At 40.6% G+C, this 23,988-nt stretch carries 15 protein-coding genes; 6 read left to right on the top strand and 9 right to left on the bottom strand.

The genetic code is table 11. The features are described 5' to 3' along the window. Positions 1-322 precede the first annotated feature (322 nt). Positions 323-1,003, bottom strand: coding sequence for an SIR2 family NAD-dependent protein deacylase (locus FL972_RS06955; protein WP_144604327.1), 681 nt, complete (start codon positions 1,001-1,003; stop codon positions 323-325). 85 nt (positions 1,004-1,088) lie between these two features. Beyond that, a complete protein-coding gene (gene topA / locus FL972_RS06950) occupies positions 1,089-3,410 on the bottom strand; it encodes a type I DNA topoisomerase (RefSeq protein WP_144604326.1) in 2,322 nt (773 codons plus the stop codon). Positions 3,411-3,565: 155 nt separating this feature from the next. Here topA and FL972_RS06945 point away from each other — a divergent pair, with 155 nt between their 5' ends. Further along, on the top strand, positions 3,566-4,033 hold the full coding sequence (locus FL972_RS06945; protein ID WP_144604325.1) for a SixA phosphatase family protein: 468 nt from the start codon (positions 3,566-3,568) through the stop codon (positions 4,031-4,033). Positions 4,034-4,166: 133 nt separating this feature from the next. Here the strand turns inward: FL972_RS06945 and FL972_RS06940 are convergent, their stop codons facing one another. After that, positions 4,167-6,707, bottom strand: a complete 2,541-nt coding sequence (locus FL972_RS06940; protein WP_144604324.1) for a M14 metallopeptidase family protein — start codon at positions 6,705-6,707, stop codon at positions 4,167-4,169. A 163-nt stretch (positions 6,708-6,870) separates the two neighbouring features. Here FL972_RS06940 and FL972_RS06935 point away from each other — a divergent pair, with 163 nt between their 5' ends. After that, positions 6,871-7,605 (top strand): 3-keto-disaccharide hydrolase, encoded by a 735-nt coding sequence (locus tag FL972_RS06935; protein ID WP_144604355.1) that lies wholly within the window; start codon positions 6,871-6,873, stop codon positions 7,603-7,605. A gap of 334 nt (positions 7,606-7,939) precedes the next feature. Then, the gene (locus FL972_RS06930; RefSeq protein WP_144604323.1) at positions 7,940-9,283 is read left to right on the top strand and encodes a Gfo/Idh/MocA family protein; all 1,344 of its coding nucleotides are present in this window, start codon (positions 7,940-7,942) and stop codon (positions 9,281-9,283) included. Positions 9,284-9,377: 94 nt separating this feature from the next. On the opposite strand, the gene FL972_RS06925 is transcribed toward FL972_RS06930, so the two are convergent. From FL972_RS06925 to FL972_RS06905, 5 genes are all read right to left on the bottom strand, one after another. Next, positions 9,378-10,094: a hypothetical protein gene (locus tag FL972_RS06925; protein ID WP_144604322.1), complete on the bottom strand. Its 717-nt coding sequence runs from the start codon at positions 10,092-10,094 to the stop codon at positions 9,378-9,380. Positions 10,095-10,690: 596 nt separating this feature from the next. After that, entirely contained in the window at positions 10,691-12,079 is a 1,389-nt protein-coding gene (locus FL972_RS06920; protein WP_144604321.1) for a glycoside hydrolase family 30 protein, read from the bottom strand. 48 nt (positions 12,080-12,127) lie between these two features. Continuing rightward, entirely contained in the window at positions 12,128-12,514 is a 387-nt protein-coding gene (locus FL972_RS06915) for a hypothetical protein (protein WP_144604320.1), read from the bottom strand. Between the two features lie 189 nt (positions 12,515-12,703). Next, complete coding sequence (locus FL972_RS06910) at positions 12,704-13,201, bottom strand: hypothetical protein (RefSeq protein ID WP_144604319.1); 498 nt, start codon at positions 13,199-13,201, stop codon at positions 12,704-12,706. A 91-nt stretch (positions 13,202-13,292) separates the two neighbouring features. Continuing rightward, complete coding sequence (locus tag FL972_RS06905) at positions 13,293-16,523, bottom strand: S41 family peptidase (protein ID WP_144604318.1); 3,231 nt, start codon at positions 16,521-16,523, stop codon at positions 13,293-13,295. 281 nt (positions 16,524-16,804) lie between these two features. Here FL972_RS06905 and FL972_RS06900 point away from each other — a divergent pair, with 281 nt between their 5' ends. From FL972_RS06900 to FL972_RS06890, 3 genes are all read left to right on the top strand, one after another. Next, entirely contained in the window at positions 16,805-17,755 is a 951-nt protein-coding gene (locus tag FL972_RS06900; protein ID WP_144604317.1) for a nitrilase family protein, read from the top strand. Between the two features lie 518 nt (positions 17,756-18,273). After that, positions 18,274-21,306 (top strand): Eco57I restriction-modification methylase domain-containing protein, encoded by a 3,033-nt coding sequence (locus FL972_RS06895; protein ID WP_144604316.1) that lies wholly within the window; start codon positions 18,274-18,276, stop codon positions 21,304-21,306. Further along, a complete protein-coding gene (locus tag FL972_RS06890) occupies positions 21,303-22,283 on the top strand; it encodes a DUF4238 domain-containing protein (protein WP_144604315.1) in 981 nt (326 codons plus the stop codon). Before FL972_RS06895 ends, FL972_RS06890 begins: the two co-directional genes overlap by 4 nt. Positions 22,284-22,589: 306 nt before the next feature. On the opposite strand, the gene FL972_RS06885 is transcribed toward FL972_RS06890, so the two are convergent. Continuing rightward, positions 22,590-23,912 carry an IS1380 family transposase gene (locus tag FL972_RS06885; RefSeq protein WP_144603723.1) on the bottom strand — a complete coding sequence of 441 codons (1,323 nt, stop codon included), beginning with the start codon at positions 23,910-23,912 and terminating at the stop codon, positions 22,590-22,592. Positions 23,913-23,988: the final 76 nt, after the last annotated feature.

Raw genomic sequence — 23,988 nt, 5'->3', positions numbered from 1 at the left:
GAAAAATTTAAATATATATATCCGCTTTCTTACCAGTAACAACCAGATACGGCTTTTTGTCAAGTAAATGGATCAGAATCCGGAAGCTTCGCCTGCCTGCCGTGGCTGGGTCTTCGGTCATCGGTCGCCTGTACTGAGCGAAGTCGAAGTATCCAATCGGTCAAACAAAGAAAATATGGCAACTGGCATGATTGCGGATAATCAGTAATTTAAATTTCAATTTATGGTTTTTAGATCAATTGTTGAAATTTTATTTTCTCTAACGAAAATCAAATAAAATTAACAGCTTAAGTTTCCCAAAGAGTATAGGTGAATATTAGGATCAAAGCAAAACCTCTTTGAGGATCTTCATTCCTTCTGTAGCTGATTTTTGAAAATGGGTAAGATTTTTCGGTAAGCTATAAAAGCTAGAATTAGGGTCAATTAGGTAAATCGGGATATTTGAAGGCGCATAATCCACAATACTCGCCGCAGGGTAAACCTGCAAAGATGTACCAATAATTAGAAAAATATCGGCCTTTTGGGCTATATCAATCGCCTCCAGCATTTTAGGTACAGGTTCACCAAACCATACTACATTTGGTCGCAGTTGACTTCCCCGTTCGCATTTATCTCCTTTTTTGATTTCCCAGTGATCCAGGTCATAGACCAAGTTGGGGTCTAAGGAGCTTTGTGCCAATCTCAACTCACCATGTAGATGGAGTACATTTTTGGAACCGGCCCTTTCATGTAGATCATCTACATTCTGAGTGATAATCTGCACATCAAAATTATCCTCCAACTCAACCAATATTTGATGCGCTAGATTTGGCTGGCATTCAAGCATCTGTTTTCTTCTCTGATTATAGAAGTCTTGAACCAAGTCCTGGTTTTTTCTCCAGCCCTCCGGACTTGCCACTTCCATTACATCATGTCCTTCCCAAAGCCCTCCACTGTCCCGAAAAGTTTTAATTCCGCTTTCTGCGGAAACTCCGGCACCTGAAAGAACTACCAATTTTTCCATAAAGGATTAAGATTTTGATTACTCAATGATTTGTAATGTATCATTTAAGTTAAAAAATTAAAGCCGGTTTAAGCCGGCTTTTAATTTACTTCTTTTTCGAAAAACGCCCTTTTTTCTTTGTATCAGGCTGATTTTCTATGATTTCTATGGTTTCAGCATAAGTGAGCTCTTCCGCCTCTTTGTCTTTAGGGATTTTGAAGTTGTTTTTGCCAAACTTGATGTAAGGACCCCATCTTCCGTTTAGGATCTGAATTTCAGGATTTTCATCGAAGGACTTGATGTGCTTTTTGGCATCTGCCTCACGCTTATCCTTGATTAATTGAATTGCTTCCTCCTCTGTGATACTAAGTGGGTCCTGCTCCTTTTGCAAAGAAACAAAAGAGCCATCATGTCTTACATAGGGACCAAATCTCCCGATGGCAGCCACAATTTTTTTATCTTCAAACATGCCCACATCTCTTGGTAACTTGAAGAGTTCCAAAGCATCGTCCAAACTGATGTTTTCAATGAATTGCCCTTTTTTCAAACTGGCATATTGCTTCTCCTCATCTTCATTGTCTCCAATCTGAACCAAAGGTCCAAATCTTCCCAAACGAGCAGTCATGGGTTTTCCTGATTGGGGATGATTTCCTATGAACCTACTGGTATTGACATCCTGTCTTGAAACTTGTTCTGTCTCCTCAACTCGATGATGGAATTTGCCATAGAAGGAATCAATCATATCCTGCCAATCTTGGCCTCCGGCAGCAATGTCGTCAAATTCTTTTTCCACCTTGGCGGTGAAATTGAAGTCAATCACATTAGGGAAATGCTCCACCAAAAAGTCGTTTACTACCATTGCAATATTGGTAGGGAAAAGCTTTTGCTTTTCAGCTCCTGTGATTTCGGTCTTAGTTTCCTCCTTGAATTTCCCTTTGGAAATTTTCATTTCCTGATATTCCCTTGGGGTTCCATCTCTAGATTCTTTGAGGACATAATCCCTTTTTTGGATAGTTGAAATTGTAGGAGCATAGGTGGATGGTCTTCCTATTCCCAATTCCTCCAGTTTTTTCACTAAGGATGCTTCAGTATATCTAGGGGCAGAGCGAGTAAAGCTTTCTCTTCCTTTCATTTCCAGAAGATCCAGTTTCTGTCCTACTTTCAGTGGAGGCAAAAGTGATTTGTTGGTGCTTTCCTCTTCTTCTGGCTCGTCATCGGTGCTTTCCAGATAAACTTTAAGGAACCCGTCAAATTTGATGATCTCTCCATTGGCTGTCAAAGTCAATTCAGAGTTGGAAATGCCAATATTGACTACCGTTTTTTCCAATTCAGCATCAGACATCTGAGATGCAATTGCTCTTTTCCAGATCAGTTCGTACAACCTCTGCTCATTTCTGTCTCCGGAAACGCTTGATTTGGAGAAATCCGTTGGTCGGATAGCTTCGTGAGCTTCCTGTGCGCCTTCAGATTTTGAAGTATACTTTCTGGAATGATGATAAGGCTTTCCGTAAGAATCTTCAATGGCACTTTTTGCTGACTGCATAGCATCTTCAGAAAGGTTGACGCTGTCAGTACGCATATAGGTAATCTTACCAGCTTCATATAGCTTTTGAGCCACAGACATAGTTTGGGCTACAGAGAAGTACAGTTTTCTACTGGCTTCCTGCTGAAGGGTAGAAGTAGTAAATGGTGGAGCCGGCGATTTTTTGGCTGGTTTTTTTTCCAGATTAACAATGCTGAACTCAGCATCAAGGCAAGCTTTCAAAAACTCTTCTGCCTCTTCTTTAGTCGGGAACTTCCTTGGAAGCTCGGCTTGAAAAGATTTTCCTTCTACTTCAAATTGAGCTGTAATACGGAAGGAAGACTTTGCTTTGTGAGCTTCGATTTCCCGCTCTCTCTCCACTATCAATCTTACAGCCACCGATTGAACTCTTCCCGCCGAAAGTCCGGTTTTGATTTTTTTCCAAAGGATAGGGGAAAGTTCAAATCCGACTAATCTGTCCAAAATTCTTCTTGCCTGTTGCGCATTGACTAAATCATAGTCAATACCTCTTGGGTTTTGAATGGCTTTGGTGATTGCATTTTTGGTGATTTCACGAAATACGATTCTCTTGGTATTTTCATCCTTTAGATTCAGGACTTCCTTCAAATGCCAAGAAATAGCTTCTCCTTCCCGGTCATCATCACTTGCTAGGTAAACAGTCTCAGAATCCTTTACCAGGTTTTTGAGGTTTTTGATTACCTCTTTTTTATCAGGAGTGACCTCATAGGTCGGTTTAAATCGGTTTTTGATATCAATCGCTTTATCACCTTTCGGTAAATCTCTAACGTGGCCATAGCTAGAGGCCACTTTGAAATCCTTGCCCAAGTAACCTTCAATGGTTTTTGCTTTGGCAGGTGATTCGACGATTACAAGGTTTTTAGACATAAAAAGCAGTTTTCATTTACCCGAAGGCTTGTTTTGAAAAGCTAAAAATAGACGGCATTGTTTTCACGTGCAAATATTACTCCTTTATAAAGCGTTACTTTGTATGAATAGGTTGTCAATTATTCGCTAAATTATAGAGTAAGCAAAAATCAACTATGAAGAAGTTATTTCTTCTCCGACATGGAGAGGCAGGTTTTGTAGAAGGAAGTGATTTCCAAAGGCCACTTACACCCAGAGGAATAACTACCATAAAAAAAGTTGGAGCCATACTCCAAGAAAGCATCGATGAGATCGATTTGATGTATTGTAGTCCGGCACAACGTACAAGAGAGACCGCCGAATGGTTAGGGAAATACGTATTAATCAAAAATTCAGAGCTTCAACTTAATATTTATAGCGGTGATCTCTCTACCATGATCCAAATGATAGATTCCACTCCCGATGAGGTATCAAGCTGTTTGATTGTAGGCCATAATCCAGTGATAAGCCTTTTGCTATCCTCCTTGTCAGACTCAGAATATATTAATCTATCACCCGGCAACTTGGCTATTTTGGAGTTTGATGTTGAGTCTTGGAAATTAATTATTTCGGGAAGTGGCGACTTGAGGGAAATAATAAATTAAAAAAAGTCGCAGATGATATATTCTGCGACTTTTAAGAAGGGATTATTTTCCACCAATAAGGGAATTTAACGGCTTATATGGAGTTCAAAGTTTGCGAAAAAGCAACTTCGGTTATCGGTCTTCCGGCTTTTGTTTAATCCATTTGGTTTCCGAAGAAAATGGCATTCAGAAATAATTTATTGGTGCCATACCAAGCTCCTCTGAAATTTGGGCTGTCAAAGAAATGAATTACTCTACCTCCGCCAGTAGGCGAGATCAGTACACTCGCGCTTTGCTTAAGCTTTTCTAAATTATCCTTGGAAATATATCCTCCCAAATAAGGATTTGCTGTATACTTGATTGGAGTCAGATATTTATCCTTACTAGGTTGGATAAAGAGGTTGGTGTTTCTATAAACCGGAATGGTTTCATTTCTATATCCGTAGGCAATAGGATGAGTAAGGTCCAGTCTTGCCATATAAATACTTCCTCCTACTGCCTTAGCGCCTTCAAAATCTCTCCTTGTCTCAAAAGGAAGCTCCTTTGGTTCGGCTTTTTTCTCTAAATCTACCAGAGACTCTTTGGTAATTTCTTTTTGGTTTAACCAAAGACTCGCGCTTTTCATGGAAATGATAGTTCCACCTCTATTTACCCAGTCTTTGATATGACTTACTGAGGATTCAGACAAGGAGCTATAGGATCCAGATGGCATGATCAGCGTATTGTAGTCGAAAAGATTAACTCGATTAAACATATCCGAATTTATCTTGGTAATAGGCATCCCTACTTTAGTGTCCATCAAATGCCAAATCTCTCCTGCCTCGTAGGATGAAATGCCAGGGCCAACAATCATGATCACTTTTGGCTCTTGAACTGCACCTACCAGATTGGAACCTAAATCAATACCTGACACATTCAGCCCGGTGGTTACTTTGTAGACCTTCTGAGAGTTCTTTGCCGCAAGTTCTTTCAGGTGCTTTTGAATATCTTCCTTTTTAAGTTTCTGGAAACCCATAGGGATCATCAAAGTACCTCTGACAAAATCTACTTTCCCGTCCTGTGTCTGGGAGCTAAAATCCCGATTAATAACCTCGACATGGATTCCTGCCTGCTGTAAGTCGTGGAGCATTTTTGGAGCAAAATAATCAGACCAGTCTATGAGGTAAGCGTAGGCATTTCCTTCAGGAAACTCATAAGAAGGCATAGAAGATTTCAGCACTTCTGTTCCAACCTTTGCACCAGGGGCGGAGGCAAAAGGAACACCATATGAAGCTGCCATAGTCCAAGCAGAAGCATCATAAAAGACTGAATCCGCAAATTCCTTTACATATTCAAACATGGTTCTCACCATTCTATACTGAGGTTGAGCGGTAGGAACCACCCAGGATTTGCCTTTTTTGAAGCTTTGTCCTCCAACCGTTAAATCACTGCTGTTTTCATAGACCTTGATTTGGTGATCTCTGAGGAATTGAATGAACAACTGATTTCTGCTTACATCATAAGGGTCTCCGAATACATAGTTTTTTGCCGGATCTTTGGACCCTTCAGATACTGCTGACTCGAAAAATTCACGCAGGTAATTATGCATGTATTCCCTGTTGTCCAAAGCCGCTTCCATGGTAGCTAGCGAGTTCACCACATGGTTTCTAATCGTAAAAGCAAAACTGATATCACCTCGCTGGCTAGCTTGCAAATGTCCCCTGCTACTGGCAGTTTCAAAGACCAAACCTAATCCTCCGTGAATATCAGGGTAGGTGGATCCATAACCTGGGTAACTATTGTCAAAAACCTCTTTAGTCCAATAAAGACTTCCGATTTCATCCATGTATTTGGCAAAGTATTTGGCAAATCTCGGATTGATATCATCGTAGTTTTTTCTTGGAACTACCGGATTTTCTGATCCATAAGGTTTGGTAGGCTCAAAAAAGTAGGTGCTATTGGTGCCCATTTCATGAAAATCTGTGGTGACATTAGGATACCACTGATGGTACCAAGCGATTTTCACTTGGGATTCAGGATGAGCTAAAGGCAACCAGTCTCTATTTAGGTCAAACCAGTAATGATTGGTTCTTCCTCCCGGCCAAGCTTCATTATGCTCTCTATCCAAAGGATCTGCAACAGGAGGGAAGCCTTTATTGGAATTAGCCCATAAGCTATGCCTGTCTCTACCATCTGGGTTCACAGTTGGATCGAAATGAACCACCGCATTTGCTCTCAGATTTTTTGCCAAGTCTGATTGAGAAGCTAAAAGCCAATAAGCAGTAAGCATCGCGGCCTCTGCAGACGAAGGCTCATTACCGTGTACGCCATATCCTTGGTGAATGATGGATGGCATCGAACTCACGTCAGGTTTCGGTTTGGATGGATCAGCCAATTGCAGTTGCTTTTGACGAATCGCTTCCAAATTGGCCATATTGCTAGCCGAAGCGATGGTTAAAATGATTTTCGGTCTATGTTCGTGGGTATAGCCTATGGTTTGGAGTTGAGCCAAATCACTTACTGCATCCAACTTTTCATAGTATTTGACAATCAAATCGTATCGGGTGTGCCAATCACCGATAGGATAGCCGAGAAATTCTTCCGGGGAAGGGATAGCAGGATCAAAACTTTCGCCTGGAAAGAAGTAATCTACTTGTGCATTGGCTTGCAAAAAGGTGAATAAACTTAAAATTAGTGCGGTTAGTAGTCTTTTCATATTTGGTAATTTTCTGAAAATTAGGAAAGGAATTTGGCCTGACAATGAAAAATCCATCAATGGTTTTTTGATTGCGTTCATTTGGGCTTAATTTAATGGAATAAAAATTTTACCCTAAATAATCTATTGTATGAAGACTTCTTTGAAACTTCTTTTTGTCTGCATGTTTTTGTGTGGATTTAGTGTCACCACTTTTGCTCAAAATCCAACTCCTCCCCAATTACCGCCACAGGCTACTGAGTTTTATACCCCTGTTCCACCTAAAATTATTCCCGGAAGCCAGAATAATCTTCCGCCATCTGATGCCATAGTTCTATTCGACGGAACAAGCCTCAATAATTTTGTCTCAACGAAAGACGGTTCAAGTCCAGCTGATTGGAAAATAGAGAATGGCGAATTGGTTGTGGTGAAAGGAAAAGGTGATATTCAATCCAAGCTTCCATTTGGAGATGCTCAATACCATGTAGAATGGTCAGCTCCTACAGAGATTGTAGGAGAAGGGCAGGGTAGAGGTAATTCTGGATTCTTCCTGATGGGTATGTATGAAGTACAGATTTTGGATAGCTATGAAAGTAAAACCTATACTAATGGACAAGCTGGAAGTATTTACAAGCAGTATCCTCCCTTGGTGAATCCATTAAGAGCTCCCGGTGAATGGAATTACTATGATATCATATTCAAAGCGCCAAGATTTGATCAAAATGGAATGTTGACTTCACCTGCGACCGTGACGGTTTTGATCAATGGTGTGGTCGTGCAAAACAATGTGATTTTAAGAGGTCCAACTGAGTACATAGGAATACCCAATTATAAGGCACATGCGGAGAAATTACCAATAAAGTTGCAGGATCATGGGAATCCAGTGAGATTTAGAAATATCTGGGTAAGACCTTTGTGAAGGTAGAAGTGAGAAATCTAAAATTTGAAATTTCAAAAATGGAGTCTCCGATTAATGGTTCATGTTTATTTAATATGGATATCCGCTTTCTTACCAGTAACAACAAAATACGGCTAATTGTCTGCTAAAAGGATCAGAATCCGGAAGCTTCGGTCTTCGGTCATCGGTCTTCCAATCGGTCAAGCAAAGAAAATAAGGCAACTGGCATGATTGCAGATAATCAGATATTTAATAAAAATCTGGAGACAGCTAATTATGAAATCTTATACTCTTCAAATTTCCCAGGCAATCACCCAATAACTATTAACTCTAAGCCTTAATAACCTAAAACATCATGTCATCAAGAAGAAAATTTTTGCAAAACACCATGCTCCTGGGAGCTGGTTTAAGTATGCCCAGTATTTTAACTGCGGAGGATTTTGGAACTTTTACCCGAAAAATTAAACCCTCAGACCAGCTCAATTATGGGGTGATTGGATGCAAAGGGATGGGGTGGTCCAATATGAATGCCCATCTCAAAATCCCAAATGTCAACTGTGTGGCTTTGGCAGATGTAGACCAAGCAGTATTGGATCAGAGAAAGGAAGATGTTTTCAAACTACGTGGTACAAGACCTAAGCAATACAAGGATTACCGGAAAATGCTGGAAGATCCAGATATAGATGTGGTGATTATTGGTACTCCAGATCATTGGCATTGCCTGAATATGGTTGATGCCGTTTCTGCCGGAAAGCATGTTTATGTAGAAAAGCCCATTGCGAATACCATTGAGGAGTGTCGGTTGATGGTGAAAGCCCAGGAAAGGTATGGGAAGGTGGTGCAAGTAGGGCAATGGCAGCGTTCCGGCTCTCAATACGACCAGGCTATTCAGTATGTCAAATCAGGTAAACTTGGCCAAATCCGATTGGTAAAATGCTGGGCTTATCAAGGATGGATGAAACCTGTGCCCGTACTTCCCAATGGCCCTGCGCCTACCGGAGTTGATTATGATATGTGGTTAGGTCCTGCTCCAAAGCGGCCTTTTAACCCAAATCGATTTCATTTTAATTTTCGTTGGTTCTGGGATTACGCAGGAGGATTGATGACAGATTGGGGTGTACATGAAATAGATATTGCCCTTTACGCCATGGGAGTCAGCGCTCCAAAATCTGTGATGGCTTCAGGTGGAAAATTTGCCTATCCTGATGATGCTTCGGAAACCCCCGATACCTTACAGACAGTGTATGAATATGATGGATTTAATATGCTTTGGGAGCATGCTACAGGAATTGATGGAGGAAATTATGGAACTACAGAAGGAATCGCCTTTATAGGAAATAATGCGACTTTGGTGGTGAATAGAGGAGGTTGGAAAGTAATCCCTGAAACAGAGAATGTCGACGGACAAAGAGTACCTAAAGTGGAGGAAGTTCCTCATACCAGACCCTCAGGCCCAAGTGCATTGGATCTACATGCGGTCAACTTTGTGGAGTCCGTCATGGCCAATGACCCCAGCAATTTGAAATGCGCTATACAAACAGGTTCGGTAGCTGCTATCAATGCGCAGATGGGAAATATTGCTTACAAAACTGGTAAAAAGGTTTATTGGGATGCTACCAAAAATCTATTTACCGATATAGAAGCAAATCAATTGATCAAAGCCAATTATCATAATGGCTGGAAGTTACCGGTAGTTTAATGTTTGGATATAAGAAAAGGCATGGACCCCTAATCCATGCCTTTAAGATTTAAAAAAAATATCAACTCATTAAAACCTTAGAATAAAAGTCAAATTATTTGTCATTCATATTAGAAGTAATTTCATCCGCAATTGCTTTTAATTCTTCTTTGGAAAATTTTTTCCCCATCCATTTTACAGGACTGTCTTTAGAGACTATTTCACTTATATATGTCTTTTTAGTAGGGATTGAAAAAGAATAATCAGAATTTGATGATTCCTTTACTTCAAAGTATATGGTTGTTTCGCAACTTGATTCATCAGAAACTTTCACGAAATAAGAACCAGCTTTTAGATTTTCGGCAAGCTCTTTATCCTTTAATCCATGACTCCACTCAATTTTCAATGTTGAATTATCGAAATTTTTAATGCCTAATTTGGCAGTACCCAATTCGTTGGATTCAATATTGGCATTTTTGATTTCTAATATTTCTGCGAAAATTGGCATAGGTGGTTGCACCACAAATCTTTCTTCTACCTTGTTTCCATCCTTGTCCTCGATGAAAACAGTGTAAGTGCCAGGATTCAAGTCACTCAGAATATGATCTGAGACTTTATTTCTTGAGGAGATCTTGTATGGTGGATTCCCACCTTTAATGTCTATGAAAGCAAAACCCTTGTCGTCAAAACTGCAAAGTTTGAGTTTGCCGGAAATGTTCACTCTCAATACAGCATTTTTCTCGTTTTCCTCACCATTTTTTTCAGTTGCATAACTGAAGGTAGTAAGGCCTAGAAACAAGAACAGGATACTCAATGTCAATTTTGCTTTCATGATCCTATTTTTTATGTTGTTTGTAATTCAATTTTTTGCTTTTCGTATAACCTTTAATGAGTTATATGTTTTAGAATAATATTTTATGTAGTTTATGTACACCAAAATGATATTCTACATATCCTTATTATTTCTATTATTATATGCTATAAATTCTTTATGTCCAAATAAAATTCTTGAATTATTTTTAAAATACTGAATGTCATTTTTTTCAGCTAATCATAAATAGCTAGGAACTTCAACCTCTTATTTGATAAATACAGAAATCTTAATGTGAAAAAATGGCCCCTATAAATGCGTCTATAAAAATCTAACTAGATAGGATTGGTTCCTTTGTTAGATTGCTGGTGTATTAAATTGGGGATTTTAATAAAGCGAAAAATTAATATTAACTTTTATGGATATCCGCTTTCTTACCAGTATTGACAAAAATATGGCTTATTGTCTGCTGAATGGATCAAGATCCGGAAGCTTCGCCGTGGCTGGGTTTTCGGTCATCGGTCGCCTGTACTGAGCGAAGTCGAAATATCCAACCAGTTAATCAAGGAAAATAAAGCAACTGATATGATTCCGGATAATCAGAAAACCATTTAAACCTAATCCCAAATCCAAGTGCCCACCGAGCCTGCTGGTAAGGAAACATCAAATACTTTGCTTCCTTCCTTGATTTGAAAAGCTTGAAGTTCAGAACTTTCATTGAGGGCAATCAATACACGTTTTCTATCCGGCCTTAAAAAAGCCACGTTTGGTAGGTTTGAGATCTCTGGGCTGTCAATTCTTACAGAACCCGGATCAACAAATTTGCTTGCATGCGCTATTATATAATATGCAGGATTTCTAGTCACTTCCTCACCATCAATAGTCACTGCGCCCAAGCACCTGTCGCAACCTCCTCTGTCGGTATGTGGAGTTAAAGTCGGGTTGGAGGTAAGGTTCCATTCCAACACAGTTTTAGCCCAATTCCTTGTCGCTCCTATAATCAGGTTTTTGGTGTGCCAAGCCAGATCACCTGGGAGATTTCCCGGTGCACCTATCCATTGCTCCGTGAAGTAGATGTTTTTGTCGGGAAAAGCCTGATGAACTTCCGATAAAGCTTCGATTTTGCCTCCATATAGATGAAAGGCAGAACCGTCTATGTAAGGATACGCAAGTGAATCCTCTAAAACCGTGATTGGATAGTCTGGCCTATCGGCATTATGATCGTAAATGACGATTTTGGTTTGGATTCCAGCCTCTTCAAAGGCAGGCCCCAAATGTTGGCCAATAAACCTAGCCTGCTGTTCAGGCAACATCAATAAGGATGGATTATTCCCAGGATGTAGCGGTTCATTTTGAATGGTTAAGGCATGAATAGTGATGCCTTGCGCTTTCATTGCCTTTATATATTTAACCAAGTATTGGGCATAGCTAGCTTCGTATTCTTCCAGTAATGATCCACCTCTGGTATCTCTGTTATCTTTCATCCAGGAAGGAGGGGACCAGGGAGAAGCCATCAATTGTATTTTTGGGTTGATGGAAATAATTTCTTTTAAGATTGGAATTACATCCAAAGTGTCTGGACCTAAGGTAAAAAACTCCAATTCAGGATCTACACCCAAAGAATCTGATAAGTCATTGTAGGAAAAAGGATATTCATTCAAATCAGAGGCTGCAACAGATAGTCTTAAATAGGAAATTCTGATAGATTTTTCATCGTCCCCAAAAAGCTCTTTTAGCAAATCAAGTCTAGCAGAGTCACTCATGCCCAAAAGGTGTTGAGCGCTACCTTGAGATAAAGTGAATCCAAACCCATCCATCTCCTGATAAATGATTTCAGGATCTATTGCTAGGCTTTGCTCTGACTCCGAAATGAAATACACATCCTGCTTTTCAAACAAAATGGGTTGATTGGGATCAGTCAACCAAAATTCAATTTCCTGCTTAGGTTTGGCGCAAGCAATGCATGTTATTAAAAGCAATAGATAGGATAGTCTTTTCATAGGCATAAAAAAAGCTCCAAGATTAATTGGAGCTTGAATTTGTGTTAAATCATATCAGAAAGCAAGAGCTGCTAGTCCCAATTTCGATTTTAAGGGATTAATGCCCTTGGTTACTTGGTTGGTGTATTTTTGGAATAAAGCCTGAGTTAGCAATTGGGTTAGGAAACTGTTTCTTTTTTCCTTCAGGTTCAAAAAGCCAGCTTTTTTATCCTCATCTGAAGCATCCCCTTTATTGATACTCATCAGTTGATCCACAAAGCTCTTGTTATTATCCATCAGTTTGCTTTCCTGATCTTGATTTAAGCCTAATCCTTTGGTGTTATTCAACACCTTTAAAACCTGGGCTGCCATGTCCATTTTGGGGGCTTTCAGTGTTTGTGAGTGCGCTGTGAAAGCAAATAAAGAAAAGCAGATAACTGTTAATACTAATTTGATTTTCATTTTTAAACTTTTTGGTGATTAATATTGTCTAATTTGAGTTTATGCCACAAAACAACTTAGACGTTATAAAAGCAGCTTAAAAGTCAAATTCTACCAAACATCGGTCATCGGTCATCGGACACTTTTATCTCCCGTTTTCGGTTCTCCAACTTCACTTTCGATGCTCGCGGAATTCTGGGGAGTTAAAAACTACTTAAACAACCCTTTACCCATTCCCATCAGGCCCCCTAGATCCATTCCGCCTTTTCCTCCTCCTCCTAGCAAAGTTCCTAAGATATCTGCTCCTCCGGCTCCAGGGCCTCCCTGAAGAGCCTTAGCTACAGAATTCATGATATCATTATTCGCCATTGGAGCGTCATTGACTCTTTTATTAAAGAAGTTCATGATAAAAGGTAAAGCGGTCATTGCAATGCTCATAGCTTGCTTGCTGTCTATTCCTAATTTATTCATCAAACCGCTGGACAAATCCCCGGCAAGGTTTTGTACAACCGGACTTTCTGGATCTGTATCATTTCCTGAAAACATTTCCTTAACCGCATTCAAATCTCCAGCTTTAGCCTTACTCTGAAGAATATTCGAAAGGGTAGATTCAATTGCACTTGCTGCACCCGGTCCGGCATTAACTCCTGAGTTGGACAGTAATTCTTGTAAAGGGCCATCGGCCATTTTTAATAGTTGGTCAATCATAGTCGTTTTTTTATTCTTTAAAATGGCGATTTTGAGCCTTTTTTCCTAATTGAAATGAAAAAGCTCTTGGTTTCCCAAGAGCTTTGATGACTTAGTTGTCTTTTTTAGGTCTAAAATAACGGATCGGAGGAGCTGGCTCAGGCTTCAGTTCTATACCCTCTGTAGCTAATCTGCTTAATGCTTCCTGCACCGCTCTTTCTAATTGTGGGTCCTTTCCGGATGCAACTTCTTTCGGTGTTTGCTCCACAGGAATATCAGGTGAAATTCCCACGCCTTCCACTGCCCATTCTCCATCTACGTCATAAAATCCCCCTCGAGGAGCCACCATTCTACCTCCATCAATAAACGGAGGAGTATCCCAAGTTCCTACCAGGCCTCCCCAGGTCTTGGTTCCAATCAGTGGCCCAATTTCCATTTTATTAAACAGGTAAGGCAAGAGATCTCCTCCTGACCCTGCGCGACCGTTTATGAGCATTACTTTAGGTCCCCAGATTCCAGAGATAGGTTGAGTAAATGGGGTATTCCCTTTCACTCGGGAATTAAAGTAGCCCATGAGCTCCCGACTCATGATATCCACCATATAGTCTGCGGCAGATCCTCCTCCATTGTTCCGCTCATCGATAACAGCGCCCTTTTTATCCTGCTGCGCAAAATAATAGCGATTAAAATAGGTATAGCCTGGCTGACCGGTGTTAGGTAAATACACGTAAGCCAGCTTTCCTCCGGATAATTCATCCACCTTTCTTCTGTTGCTTTCTACCCAGTCCATCATTCGAAGAGAGCCTTCATTGCCAACAGGTTCTGTTGCGATCATTCTTGCTCCATCCATTCCGGGTTTGCTGTTGAGATGGATAGTGGTATATTTTCCGGCAGTCCCTTCGAAATAGGAATAAAGATTCGTATTTGGCTTAATCTCTTTTCCATTGACAGCTACTATGTAATCTCCGACTTTTGCTTCATTGCCAGGGTGAGCCAAGGGTGCTGTGAGACTAGGATTCCAGCTCTCGCCATTGTATATCTTTGATATTTTGTAATGTCCATTGATCAGCTCGTAATCAGCTCCCAATAAGCCTATAGGAACTCTGTCTATTTCAGGAAAGTCTCCACCTCTGGTGTAGGAGTGCCCTACTGCTACTTCACCGCCGATGATATCAATGATATAATTCATGTCTGTTCGATGCCTAACATGATTAACCCAGGGCTTGTACCAGTCATAAATCTCATCCCAAGGCGCTCCATGTACATTGTCCACGTAGAGGAAATCCCGCTGATATCTCCAGCCCTCCCGATAGATTTGTTGCCATTCGGCCATAGGGTCGACTTTTACTTTCATAGAGGAAATGGCCTTCAAAGCTCCGTCTCCTGGTTTTTTACCAGTAGCATTGGTTTCTAGAATTCCCCAAGTCGAACCAGATCTGTAGAGCAGAGACTTTCGGTCTTTTGAGACGACCACTTCATTCACCCGGCTTAAGAACTCCTCAGCTTTTCTCTTTTTCAAATCATATTTTTTCAAGACAGTCCCTTCATTGGGGATACTTTCCATGTAAAAAACCGATCCAGAGGGAGCTGGAGCCAATCCTGTATAATTTCTAGCAGGAATATCCACGGCAACAATCCTACGATCCAGATTGGCCGGATCAATTTTGACTGTCACAGCAGCTTTATCCTCTTTCTTTTCCTCCTCCTTGGCTTTCTCTTCATCGCTTTCAGGCAATAGAGGGGATTTATCACTTGCATCTAAAATGGCCAAGTAAAGACTTCTAGTCAGAGGTCTGTCATAGCTACTCATATCCAGCCAACCAGAATTCAGTCCATAATCTGTGGAGGCAAGGAAATAAAGGTATTTTCCGCTTTCATCCCATACAGGTGTAATGGCATCAGCCAATTGATCGCTGATTTGGATTTTTTCATTCGTGTCTACGTTATAAACAAAGATGGATTTAAATTGATTTTCCATCAGTTTGGAGTATGCAATCCATTTTCCGTCAGGAGACCAAACTGGATTCATGGATCGGTTGGGATGTGCAAAACGATCAGTTTCCACGACCCTTGCACTACCTGAATCTATGTTTACTATCCAAATTTGATAGTCCGTATCCGTAAAAGCCAAATGCCGGCCATCAGGAGCCCACTCGGGTTTGAAGAAGAAACTGGGATCCGGGATTGTGATTTTTTTGGAAATTTTACTGCCTGTTTGATCTGCAATCACCAATTCGTACTCTCCGGAGGCATCCGAAAAATAGGCAATCTGAAGTCCGTTAGGGGACCATGCTGGGGATCGTTCTGCAGAAGAGGAAGAGTTGGTAATATTTCTTCCTGAACCATTTTCTTTGGGGATGGTGATGATTTCACCTCTAAACTCAAATGCTGCCCGTTGTCCGGTGGGAGAGAGATATGGGTTTTGAAGGCTATTGGCGGAGACATCTACCCACCGTTCTCTAGCCCAATGGAAGTCCCCATTCACCTCTATTGGAATTTGTTTTAAACTTTTATCCTGAGGATTGAAGAGATGAATATATCCTCCCTGTTCAATAACAATGGCATCCGGTCCCGCATCTATGGTTTTGATATCAAAGTCTTTCAAGAAAGTTTCTTGTTGCTCCGTCCCAGTCGCTGGGTCAAAAGACCATAAATTTGCTAAGTAATCCCTCTCTGAAATATAATACACCTTATTTCCAAGCCAGACAGGGTCTGTATGTCTCTCTCCATCCAACTGAGGAGTCATGGTCAATTCCAAAGAATTTCTGTCTACAATCCAAATTGGTTTGGCTTGTCCTCCTCTGTGATTTCTCCATTCCGGATCCCAAAAGGCAATTTGCTGATAAGCAATATGCTTCCCGTCCGGTGAAATTTCACCATTAACTGCTCTTGGAATTTCCAGGGGCTGAGGCATTCCAGCTTGAACAGAAACCTCATAAAATCTAGATTCCTGGGTAGGGTGACCTTCGCGGGATGAAGTAAATATGACCTTGCTGCCATCGGGTGTCCAGCCCGTTACCAAATCATCTCCTGGATGCCAGGTTAATCTTTGAGGTTCACCGCCAGAAGAAGGTATCAAATACACATCTGTGTTCCCGTCATATTCGCCTGTGAAAGCAATGTATTTTCCATCAGGGGAAAAGTGGGGGAGTCGTTCTTCTCCCTCATTAGAGGTGAGGCGCATAGCTTGTCCCCCTTGCCTGCCTACTTTCCAGAGGTCATTGGCATAGACAAAGACGATTTCAGATTGGGAAAGAGTAGGTTCCCGTAAAAGCTGAGTTCCCTGGCCCCAAGCCCAACAACTTGAGCCTAAAATCAGGAAAAGAGAAAGGATTTTTTTCATATTTAAGATTGGATTTGGGTTTGGTTAAAATTAATCCAAAAAACAAAAGAAATCTAACCATTGATGGATTAGGGGTCCCATTCAAATTGAACTGAAAAGGGTGGGAGAATAAAATAGACACGAATGCCCGAAAAGCTTTTATTAAAATTCAAAGGATTTAAAATTTGTGAATCACCTTCCTTCCTTTATGGATTAGTGGCTCAATTAAGACCAATCATCATTTTCCCTTTTTTACCTTCATTTCTATTTTTTAGCTTGATGGTTCAGAAAAAAATCAACCCATGCAACCTATTAAAATAGCTACGGCCCAATTCGAAAATCGAAGCGGAGACAAAGCCTATAACCTAAGTGTAATCGATCAACTTTCTTCTCAGGCTGCGCAAAATGGAGCTCAGGTGATCACATTTCATGAATGTTGCATTAGCGGGTATTCCTATGCGAGAAAGCTCAGTAAAACTCAACTCCTGGAAGAAGCGGAATTTGTTCCAGATGGAGAATCGATTCAGGGCTTGATAGAGATTTCAAAAAAAAATGGGATTGTGATCCTTGCAGGCTTGTTTGAAAAAGATAAAAATGGGCAGGTTTATAATACCTATGTCTGTGTCAATCAAAAGAGCTTGCTCGCCAAATATCGTAAGCTCCATCCGTTTATTCATCCCGATTTAAGTCCGGGAAATAGCTATGTAACCTTTGATTTGTTGGGTTGGAAATGTGGTATTTTGATCTGCTATGACAATAATATCATAGAGAATGTCCGTGCCACCAAACTTCTGGGAGCAGATATCATTTTTATGCCCCATGTAACCATGTGTACCCCTTCGACTCGGCCGGGAGCAGGTTTTGTTAATCCTAAACTTTGGGAAAATCGTGAGGCCGACCCAACCTCATTGCGAATGGAATTTGATGGGCTGAAGGGGAGGGCTTGGTTGATGAAATGGCTTCCAGCCAGGGCTTATGATAATGCGGTTTATGTGATTTTTTCCAATCCTATTGGGATGGACGATGATCAGTTGAAAAATGGTTGCTCCATGATTTTGGATCCTTTTGGGGATGTTTTGTCGGAATGCAGAAGTTTTGAAGACAGTTTCGAAATAGCGACCCTTGTCCCTGAAAAACTTACGCAGGCCGGCGGGCATCGCTATCTTCAGGCTCGAAGACCAGATCTGTATAGAGATATTTTAAATCAGACTCATCAGTCGGAACAGAAAGTGGTTTGGCTGGGAAAGCAGTGAATAAATAGGTCTATGGCAATTCTTAATGATTCGTCTTCTTTAAGTATTGCTTAGCCAAGAATGCATTATTAAAATTTTTTGAACATCCTCTTTCTTACCAGTAATAAGATTTATATGGCCTAATATTAGCCCAAAGGATCAGAATCCGGAAGCTTCGCCTGCCGTGGCTGGGTCATCGGTCATCGGTCGCCTGTACTGAGCGAAGTCGAAGTATCCAATCGGTCAAGCAAAGAAAAAATGTTAATTGGCAACATTGCGGATAATCAGATAAAATTTTTTAAAAAGGAATGACGCTTCGGCCCATTTGAATAAGCATTCAACTGATAAATAAAAGCTATAGCCCAGACGCTTTTCCATCAGATTAAATTTTCGTAAGGATAGGATCTGGCGCACTTTTTTTCTTCAAGTCCGCAACCTAACAAAAAAAATCTCCGACAATTATTGGCAATCCCATGGATTCACTTTTTCTTTTCTCCAATTCCCATATCTTTAGGGGAAGTTTTTGATTTCTTTTTTCAATGGCGCTATTCCAAAGTTCGGTTCTCAAAAAATACCTTGCCGCACAGGCATCCCAACCCATTCAAGAAGCCTTGGCTGATTTCTTGACCTATTTCAACAATCCCAGAATCCGTGAAAATATCCGTGCTGCTAAAGAGGAGCAGTTTCAGGAGGGATTCCTCCGTGAATTGTTTGTTAAGATTCTCGGATATACCATCAATCCTGAGCCGGACTTCAACCTGACAACCGAGCTCAAGAATATCAAGGACTCCAAAAAGACCGATGGTGCCATTCTCAAAGATGGAAATGCCCTTGCCGTGATCGAACTCAAAGGGACAGACACTAAGGATTTGGACAAAATCCGTGATCAGGCCTTTAATTACAAAAACAACCAACCTGACTGCGTCTATGTAATTACAAGCAACTTTGAAAAGCTGCGCTTCTACATAGACAATGCCGTGGATTATGTGGAGTTTAATATCCTGAGCATGGACAATGAGCAGTTTAAGCTGCTCTGGCTGCTGCTGCAAAAAGACAATCTCCTGCAGGGACTTCCCAAAAAGATCAAGGAGGAATCCCTTCTTGCCGAGGAGCAAATCACCAAGCAGCTCTATAAGGACTATTCCGCATTTAAGCAGGAACTCTGGCAGGATCTCGTGGCTCAAAACCCAGAGCAAGATGAACTACTCCTCTACAAGAAAAGCCAAAAACTCCTCGATCGCTTTCTATTTATCTTCTTTGCTGAGGACAAAGGGCTGCTTCCACCCAACTCCATCATGGAGATTGTCAATCAATGGCAAAAGCTCAAGGAACTGGACGAGTACCGACCCATCTACGAGCGATTCAAAAAATACTTCGGCTACCTGAATACCGGAAGAGTCCAACCCGGAAAAGCTGAAATCCACGCTTACAATGGGGGACTCTTCGCCATCGATCCCGTCCTGGAGGAACTGAAAATCTCGGATAGTGTGCTTGAAAAGCACGTCCGCAAGCTCACCGAGTACGACTTCGACACGGAAGTGGACACGAATATCCTCGGGCATATCTTCGAACATTCCCTGAATGATATAGAAAATGTCCGTGCCCAACTCGCCGGGGAAACGGTAGAAAAGTCCAAGACCAAGCGCAAGCGGGACGGAGTTTTCTACACGCCCAAATACATCACCAAGTACATCGTGGACAATACCGTGGGCAAACTATGCACGGAGAATAAAACCGAACTTGAAATCATTGACGAGGACTTTGCCGAGGGTAAAAGAGGGAGACAAAAGAAAACCATTCAAAAGTTAAAGGAAAAGCTCGATGCCTATAGGTCTTGGCTTCTCCAACTCACCATCTGTGACCCGGCTTGCGGTTCCGGTGCCTTTCTTAACCAAGTTCTGGAATTCTTGATCGCCGAGCATCGCTACGTGGACGAACTCGAGGCCCAACTATTCGACTCGCCCCTCATCCTGCCCAATGTGGAAAACCATATCCTCGAAAACAACATCTTCGGAGTAGATATCAACGAAGAGTCTGTCGAGATCGCCCGCCTCTCCTTATGGCTACGTACAGCCAAGAAAGGCCGCAAACTCAGCAGCCTCAATTCCAATATCAAAGTCGGCAACTCCCTGATCGATGATCCCGAAGTGGCAGGAGACTTGGCTTTTAATTGGGAACAGGAATTTCCACAGGTATTTACCAAGGGAGGATTTGATGTGGTGGTCGGTAATCCGCCTTATGGGGCAACTATTAATTCATTGGAAGATTCATTTTATAGAAATACTTATGAAGTTTCCGAATATCAACTTGATACCTATATCTTATTCGGTGAAAAGGGTGTTAACCTGTTAAGGGATAATGGGAATTTAGGATTTATTATTCCAGCAATTTGGGTCAATTCAGTATATGCTTCACAATTCAGAAAATTCCTTACTGAAAAAATAGCTATTGAAGAAATTGTTATTTGCGAAAAGAATGCATTTCAAGACGCATCAGTAGAGACTCTAATTTTATTATTGAACAATGCTAAAAGAAAGGATAAGTTTTCAGTGAAAAGATGGGATGATTCAGAATCAGATGCCTATGATATGGCTATAGATGATATCATCGAAAGTGGTTACAGATTTTCAGTTTATACAAATCCTCTTAAGAGTAATGTGATAAAGAAAATGAGATCAACCGAGCACAAGCTTGATGATTTTTTTGAAGTTATTTGGGGAGTAAAGGTTTATGAAAATGGGAAAGGAACCCCACCTCAAGACCCAAGTTTTTCAATTGAACGGATTTTTCATAGTGAAATAAGAAAAGATGATACTTATCAAAAATTGGTAGGTGGAAAAAATATTTTTAGATATAGATTAGATTGGGATGGTTCTTATTTAAAATATGGTGCTTGGTTAGCGGCTCCTAGATCACCTGATTGGTTTATAACTAATGAAATTAGAATATTGGTAAGAGAGGTTACTGCAGAAGGAAAAATCCAAGCTACTTTGGTTAATGAACCCATTGTGTTTTCTAATTCTATTGATGGTATCAGAATTAGGCCAAGTGTAGATATGAATTCTGCCAGTTTATTGGCGATTTTAAATAGTTCTCTTTGTTCGTTTTACCATTTAAACACGTCTCCAAATTCTATTAAAGGAGCATTCCCAAAGTTGTTAATAAAGGATTTAAGAGAGATTCCTTTGCCAAAAATTTCAAATAAATATCAAGAAAAATTTTCTGAGTCTGTATTTTCTATTACCGAGAAAAAGTCAATTCTATTTACCATTTTACAGAATTTGATAAAACTTACTCAAACAAAATTCTCAATCGAAAAACCATCCACCAAACTCCAAAACTGGCCATCCTTAGATTTCAAGGGATTTTTGGGAGAGTTAAAGAAAGCCAAGGTGAAATTGAGTTTATCCGAAGAAGCCGAGTGGATGACCTACTTCAATGAACAAAAAGCCAAGGCCCTCGCCCTCCAAGCCGACATTGACCGCCTCGACCGCGAAATCGACGCTTTGGTGTATGAGTTGTATGGCTTGACCGAGGAGGAGATTAGGATTGTGGAAGGGGGTGAAGGGTGAGTGACCCAAAAAAGCATCACTTTGTTCCTGAATGTTATTTGAAGGAGTATTCTGGTGGCAAGGATCTATATTGTTTAGATTTACCTTTGTTGTTGGATAGAAACAAAGTTTCAGTAAAATGTAAAAATCCTTCCCAGGTTTGTTACATAATTGATTTTTATAGTATTAATAATGTAAATTTTTTTGATTTAAGTAATTATAATGTATATCATATTGAAACATTATCATTTAAAAAACTTGAAAATAATTACAGAAAAAATGTTACTAGTTTGGTTCAAAATTTAAAATTGAATTCTGATCAATGTATCCAATTTTCTGATTTCATTTTGCAAATTAAGATCAGAAATCCATTCTTTTTGAAAGTATCTGAATATAATAAAGAAAAAAACCTAGATAATGTTAAAAATGATTTGCTGATTAAGGTCTTAAATGAAGATCGTTTTAAAAAAATCCCTAAAGAGATTGTCAGCGAAACAATAGAATTATTTGGTAAAAGGTTGTCAGAAAGCAAAACTTTTATCAGAGATATGCAGCTAAAGCAATTAATTGAAAAAAGTAATCCGAGATCTCCAAGCATTGTGAAGTTTAGAGAGTCTATGTTAGATTGTAAATGGTATCTCTTAGATTGTAAAAATTGCAATAGTTCATTTTTTACTTCTGATAATCCAGGTATTTCTATTTCAGACAAGGGAATTTTTGAAAACACTAAGTTTGCTAAAGGGTTTAAATTTTTCTTTCCGATTTCCAACAGATTTTGTTTGACTTTTTCTGATCATTCTAAAGATAATTTTTTCAAGAAAGGAATGGTTGGTGAAAAATCAATTGAAATTTTAGAAATTAATGAAGCACACTTAAAATATTTAAATACTTTATTTACTCCATACCATAATAAGTATCTCTTTTCAAGTTCTAAAGAGGATTTGGTTGATTTTGGAAATTACGTTTTAAATATTTCTTCTAAAACTCCCTCTGAATAGCCTGTTGTTTTCCAAGTTTTAGGTTCCGTGAGCGCTAAGCGTAGTCCATGATAACTATCGGGAGCATCGACGCTTTTCTATTCTTTGGAACTTGAAATTCCCTTTTCCACAAGTTCAACCCCTCCAGGGTTGCCAAAACCAATAACGACCATCCATTGCCACCCCCGGTTGCACCGGGGGTTATTGAAAGGTTCGATCCTTACAGGATCGTTTATTTTCCTATGATGTGTTTCCAATCACGACCCCTGATAAAGCCTGTCCCGATGAACGCAGGGATATCGGGAGGGTCAAACATTTCAACCCGAATTATGCATTAGAGTAATTAAAGGGGTTGTTCAGAGTTGAGATTTGGGAGAAAATTCCGTCCATCCACCGCCTTCGTTTAGTGGGCAAAGAGATCTTGAGGACCTTTTTGTTAGCGTGAGAAGCTGTCCATGCTCCTAATGCAAAGCAATAGGATCTGAGGGTTCCCAAGGTTGCCCGATTATGATGATTGAGAGCAAAATGACGGAATAGACTCATTAGGTTGTAGGCAACCATGATGAATCTGAAGGAGGCTTCGGTTGCCCAGAAGTCCTGTAGGCAGAAGTTTTCCAGACCAAAGTCATACTTGAGTTCCTTGATTCTGTTTTCACAGTCTGCTCTGTTGTTGTACATGTTCCATATTTGATCCAGAGGAAGATCCATGTTGGTCACATAGCAGCTGTAGCGATAGCCTGGCTCATCCTCAAAGAGCATCTTGCCTGAGGCATTTGGCCTGATGTCGATTTGCTTTTTGACCAGGATATACCTTCTGGGTTTTCCGTTTTCGTGGCTAAACTTCATTTCGCTTAGTTCAATCCCTTTAGCCAATCTGATCCAGTCTTTGATGGCCCAGACTTCGCTTTTCACGTTGGGATACATTCTCACGGCCATGATGTAGTTCAGCTGTTGCTCTTCCAGATACGACATCAGTTCTTCGGTGTAAAATCCGCTGTCTGCCCGCACCAGACCTATTTTCTGGTCTTTGAGTACCTGATTGAAAGTCTCCTCCATGAACTCCTTGCAGCTGCTGCTGGCAGCGGTATCTCCCGGACGCAGCCAAGCATTGGCTACCATACGCGTCTGTTCCACAAAAGCCATCAGCGGATGATGAGAATTCCGGCCCCGTTTGTTGGGATTGTATCCTTTGGCACTGCCCTGCTGATCCCCATAGCGAGTGATGACAGTACTGTCAAAATCTACGGTGAGGCTTCCGATATTTAGCTGGTCAAAAAACCAATGCTGCAGTTCAGGAAAAATCTCTGTGTTCAGTGACTGGGAAAACTTGCCAAAAAAACGACTGTAGGTACTCTGAGAAGGCATGGTGTCCCAGCCGAATATAGAGTGGAGAACCTGATCATATCGTAGCCAATCACAATGAATGTAGCGGCTTGCCCCCGTCCAGATGCCCAGCCAGAAGCTCTCCACGATCTGCTTGGGATCATATCCCCGGTTAGATCCCGGTTGGGGAAGGTTAAGCGTTTCCAACTTTTCCCGGATCCTTACCTGATCAATAAATCGTTTCATTAAACTCATCCCTCCAAATGGGGTAACTGGCTTGGAGGAATATTCAATTGGAAGGTTAACCATTTTGGTGCTACTATTCATACTTCAAAAACAGCTTGTCCAACAAAATTTAACCACTTTTGGACTCAAATCGAAATCCTATTGCATAATCAAGGTT

The organism is Algoriphagus algorifonticola, from assembly GCF_007655305.1.
Lineage (GTDB): Bacteria > Bacteroidota > Bacteroidia > Cytophagales > Cyclobacteriaceae > Algoriphagus > Algoriphagus algorifonticola.
This window is presented reverse-complemented; position numbering and strand designations above follow the sequence as displayed.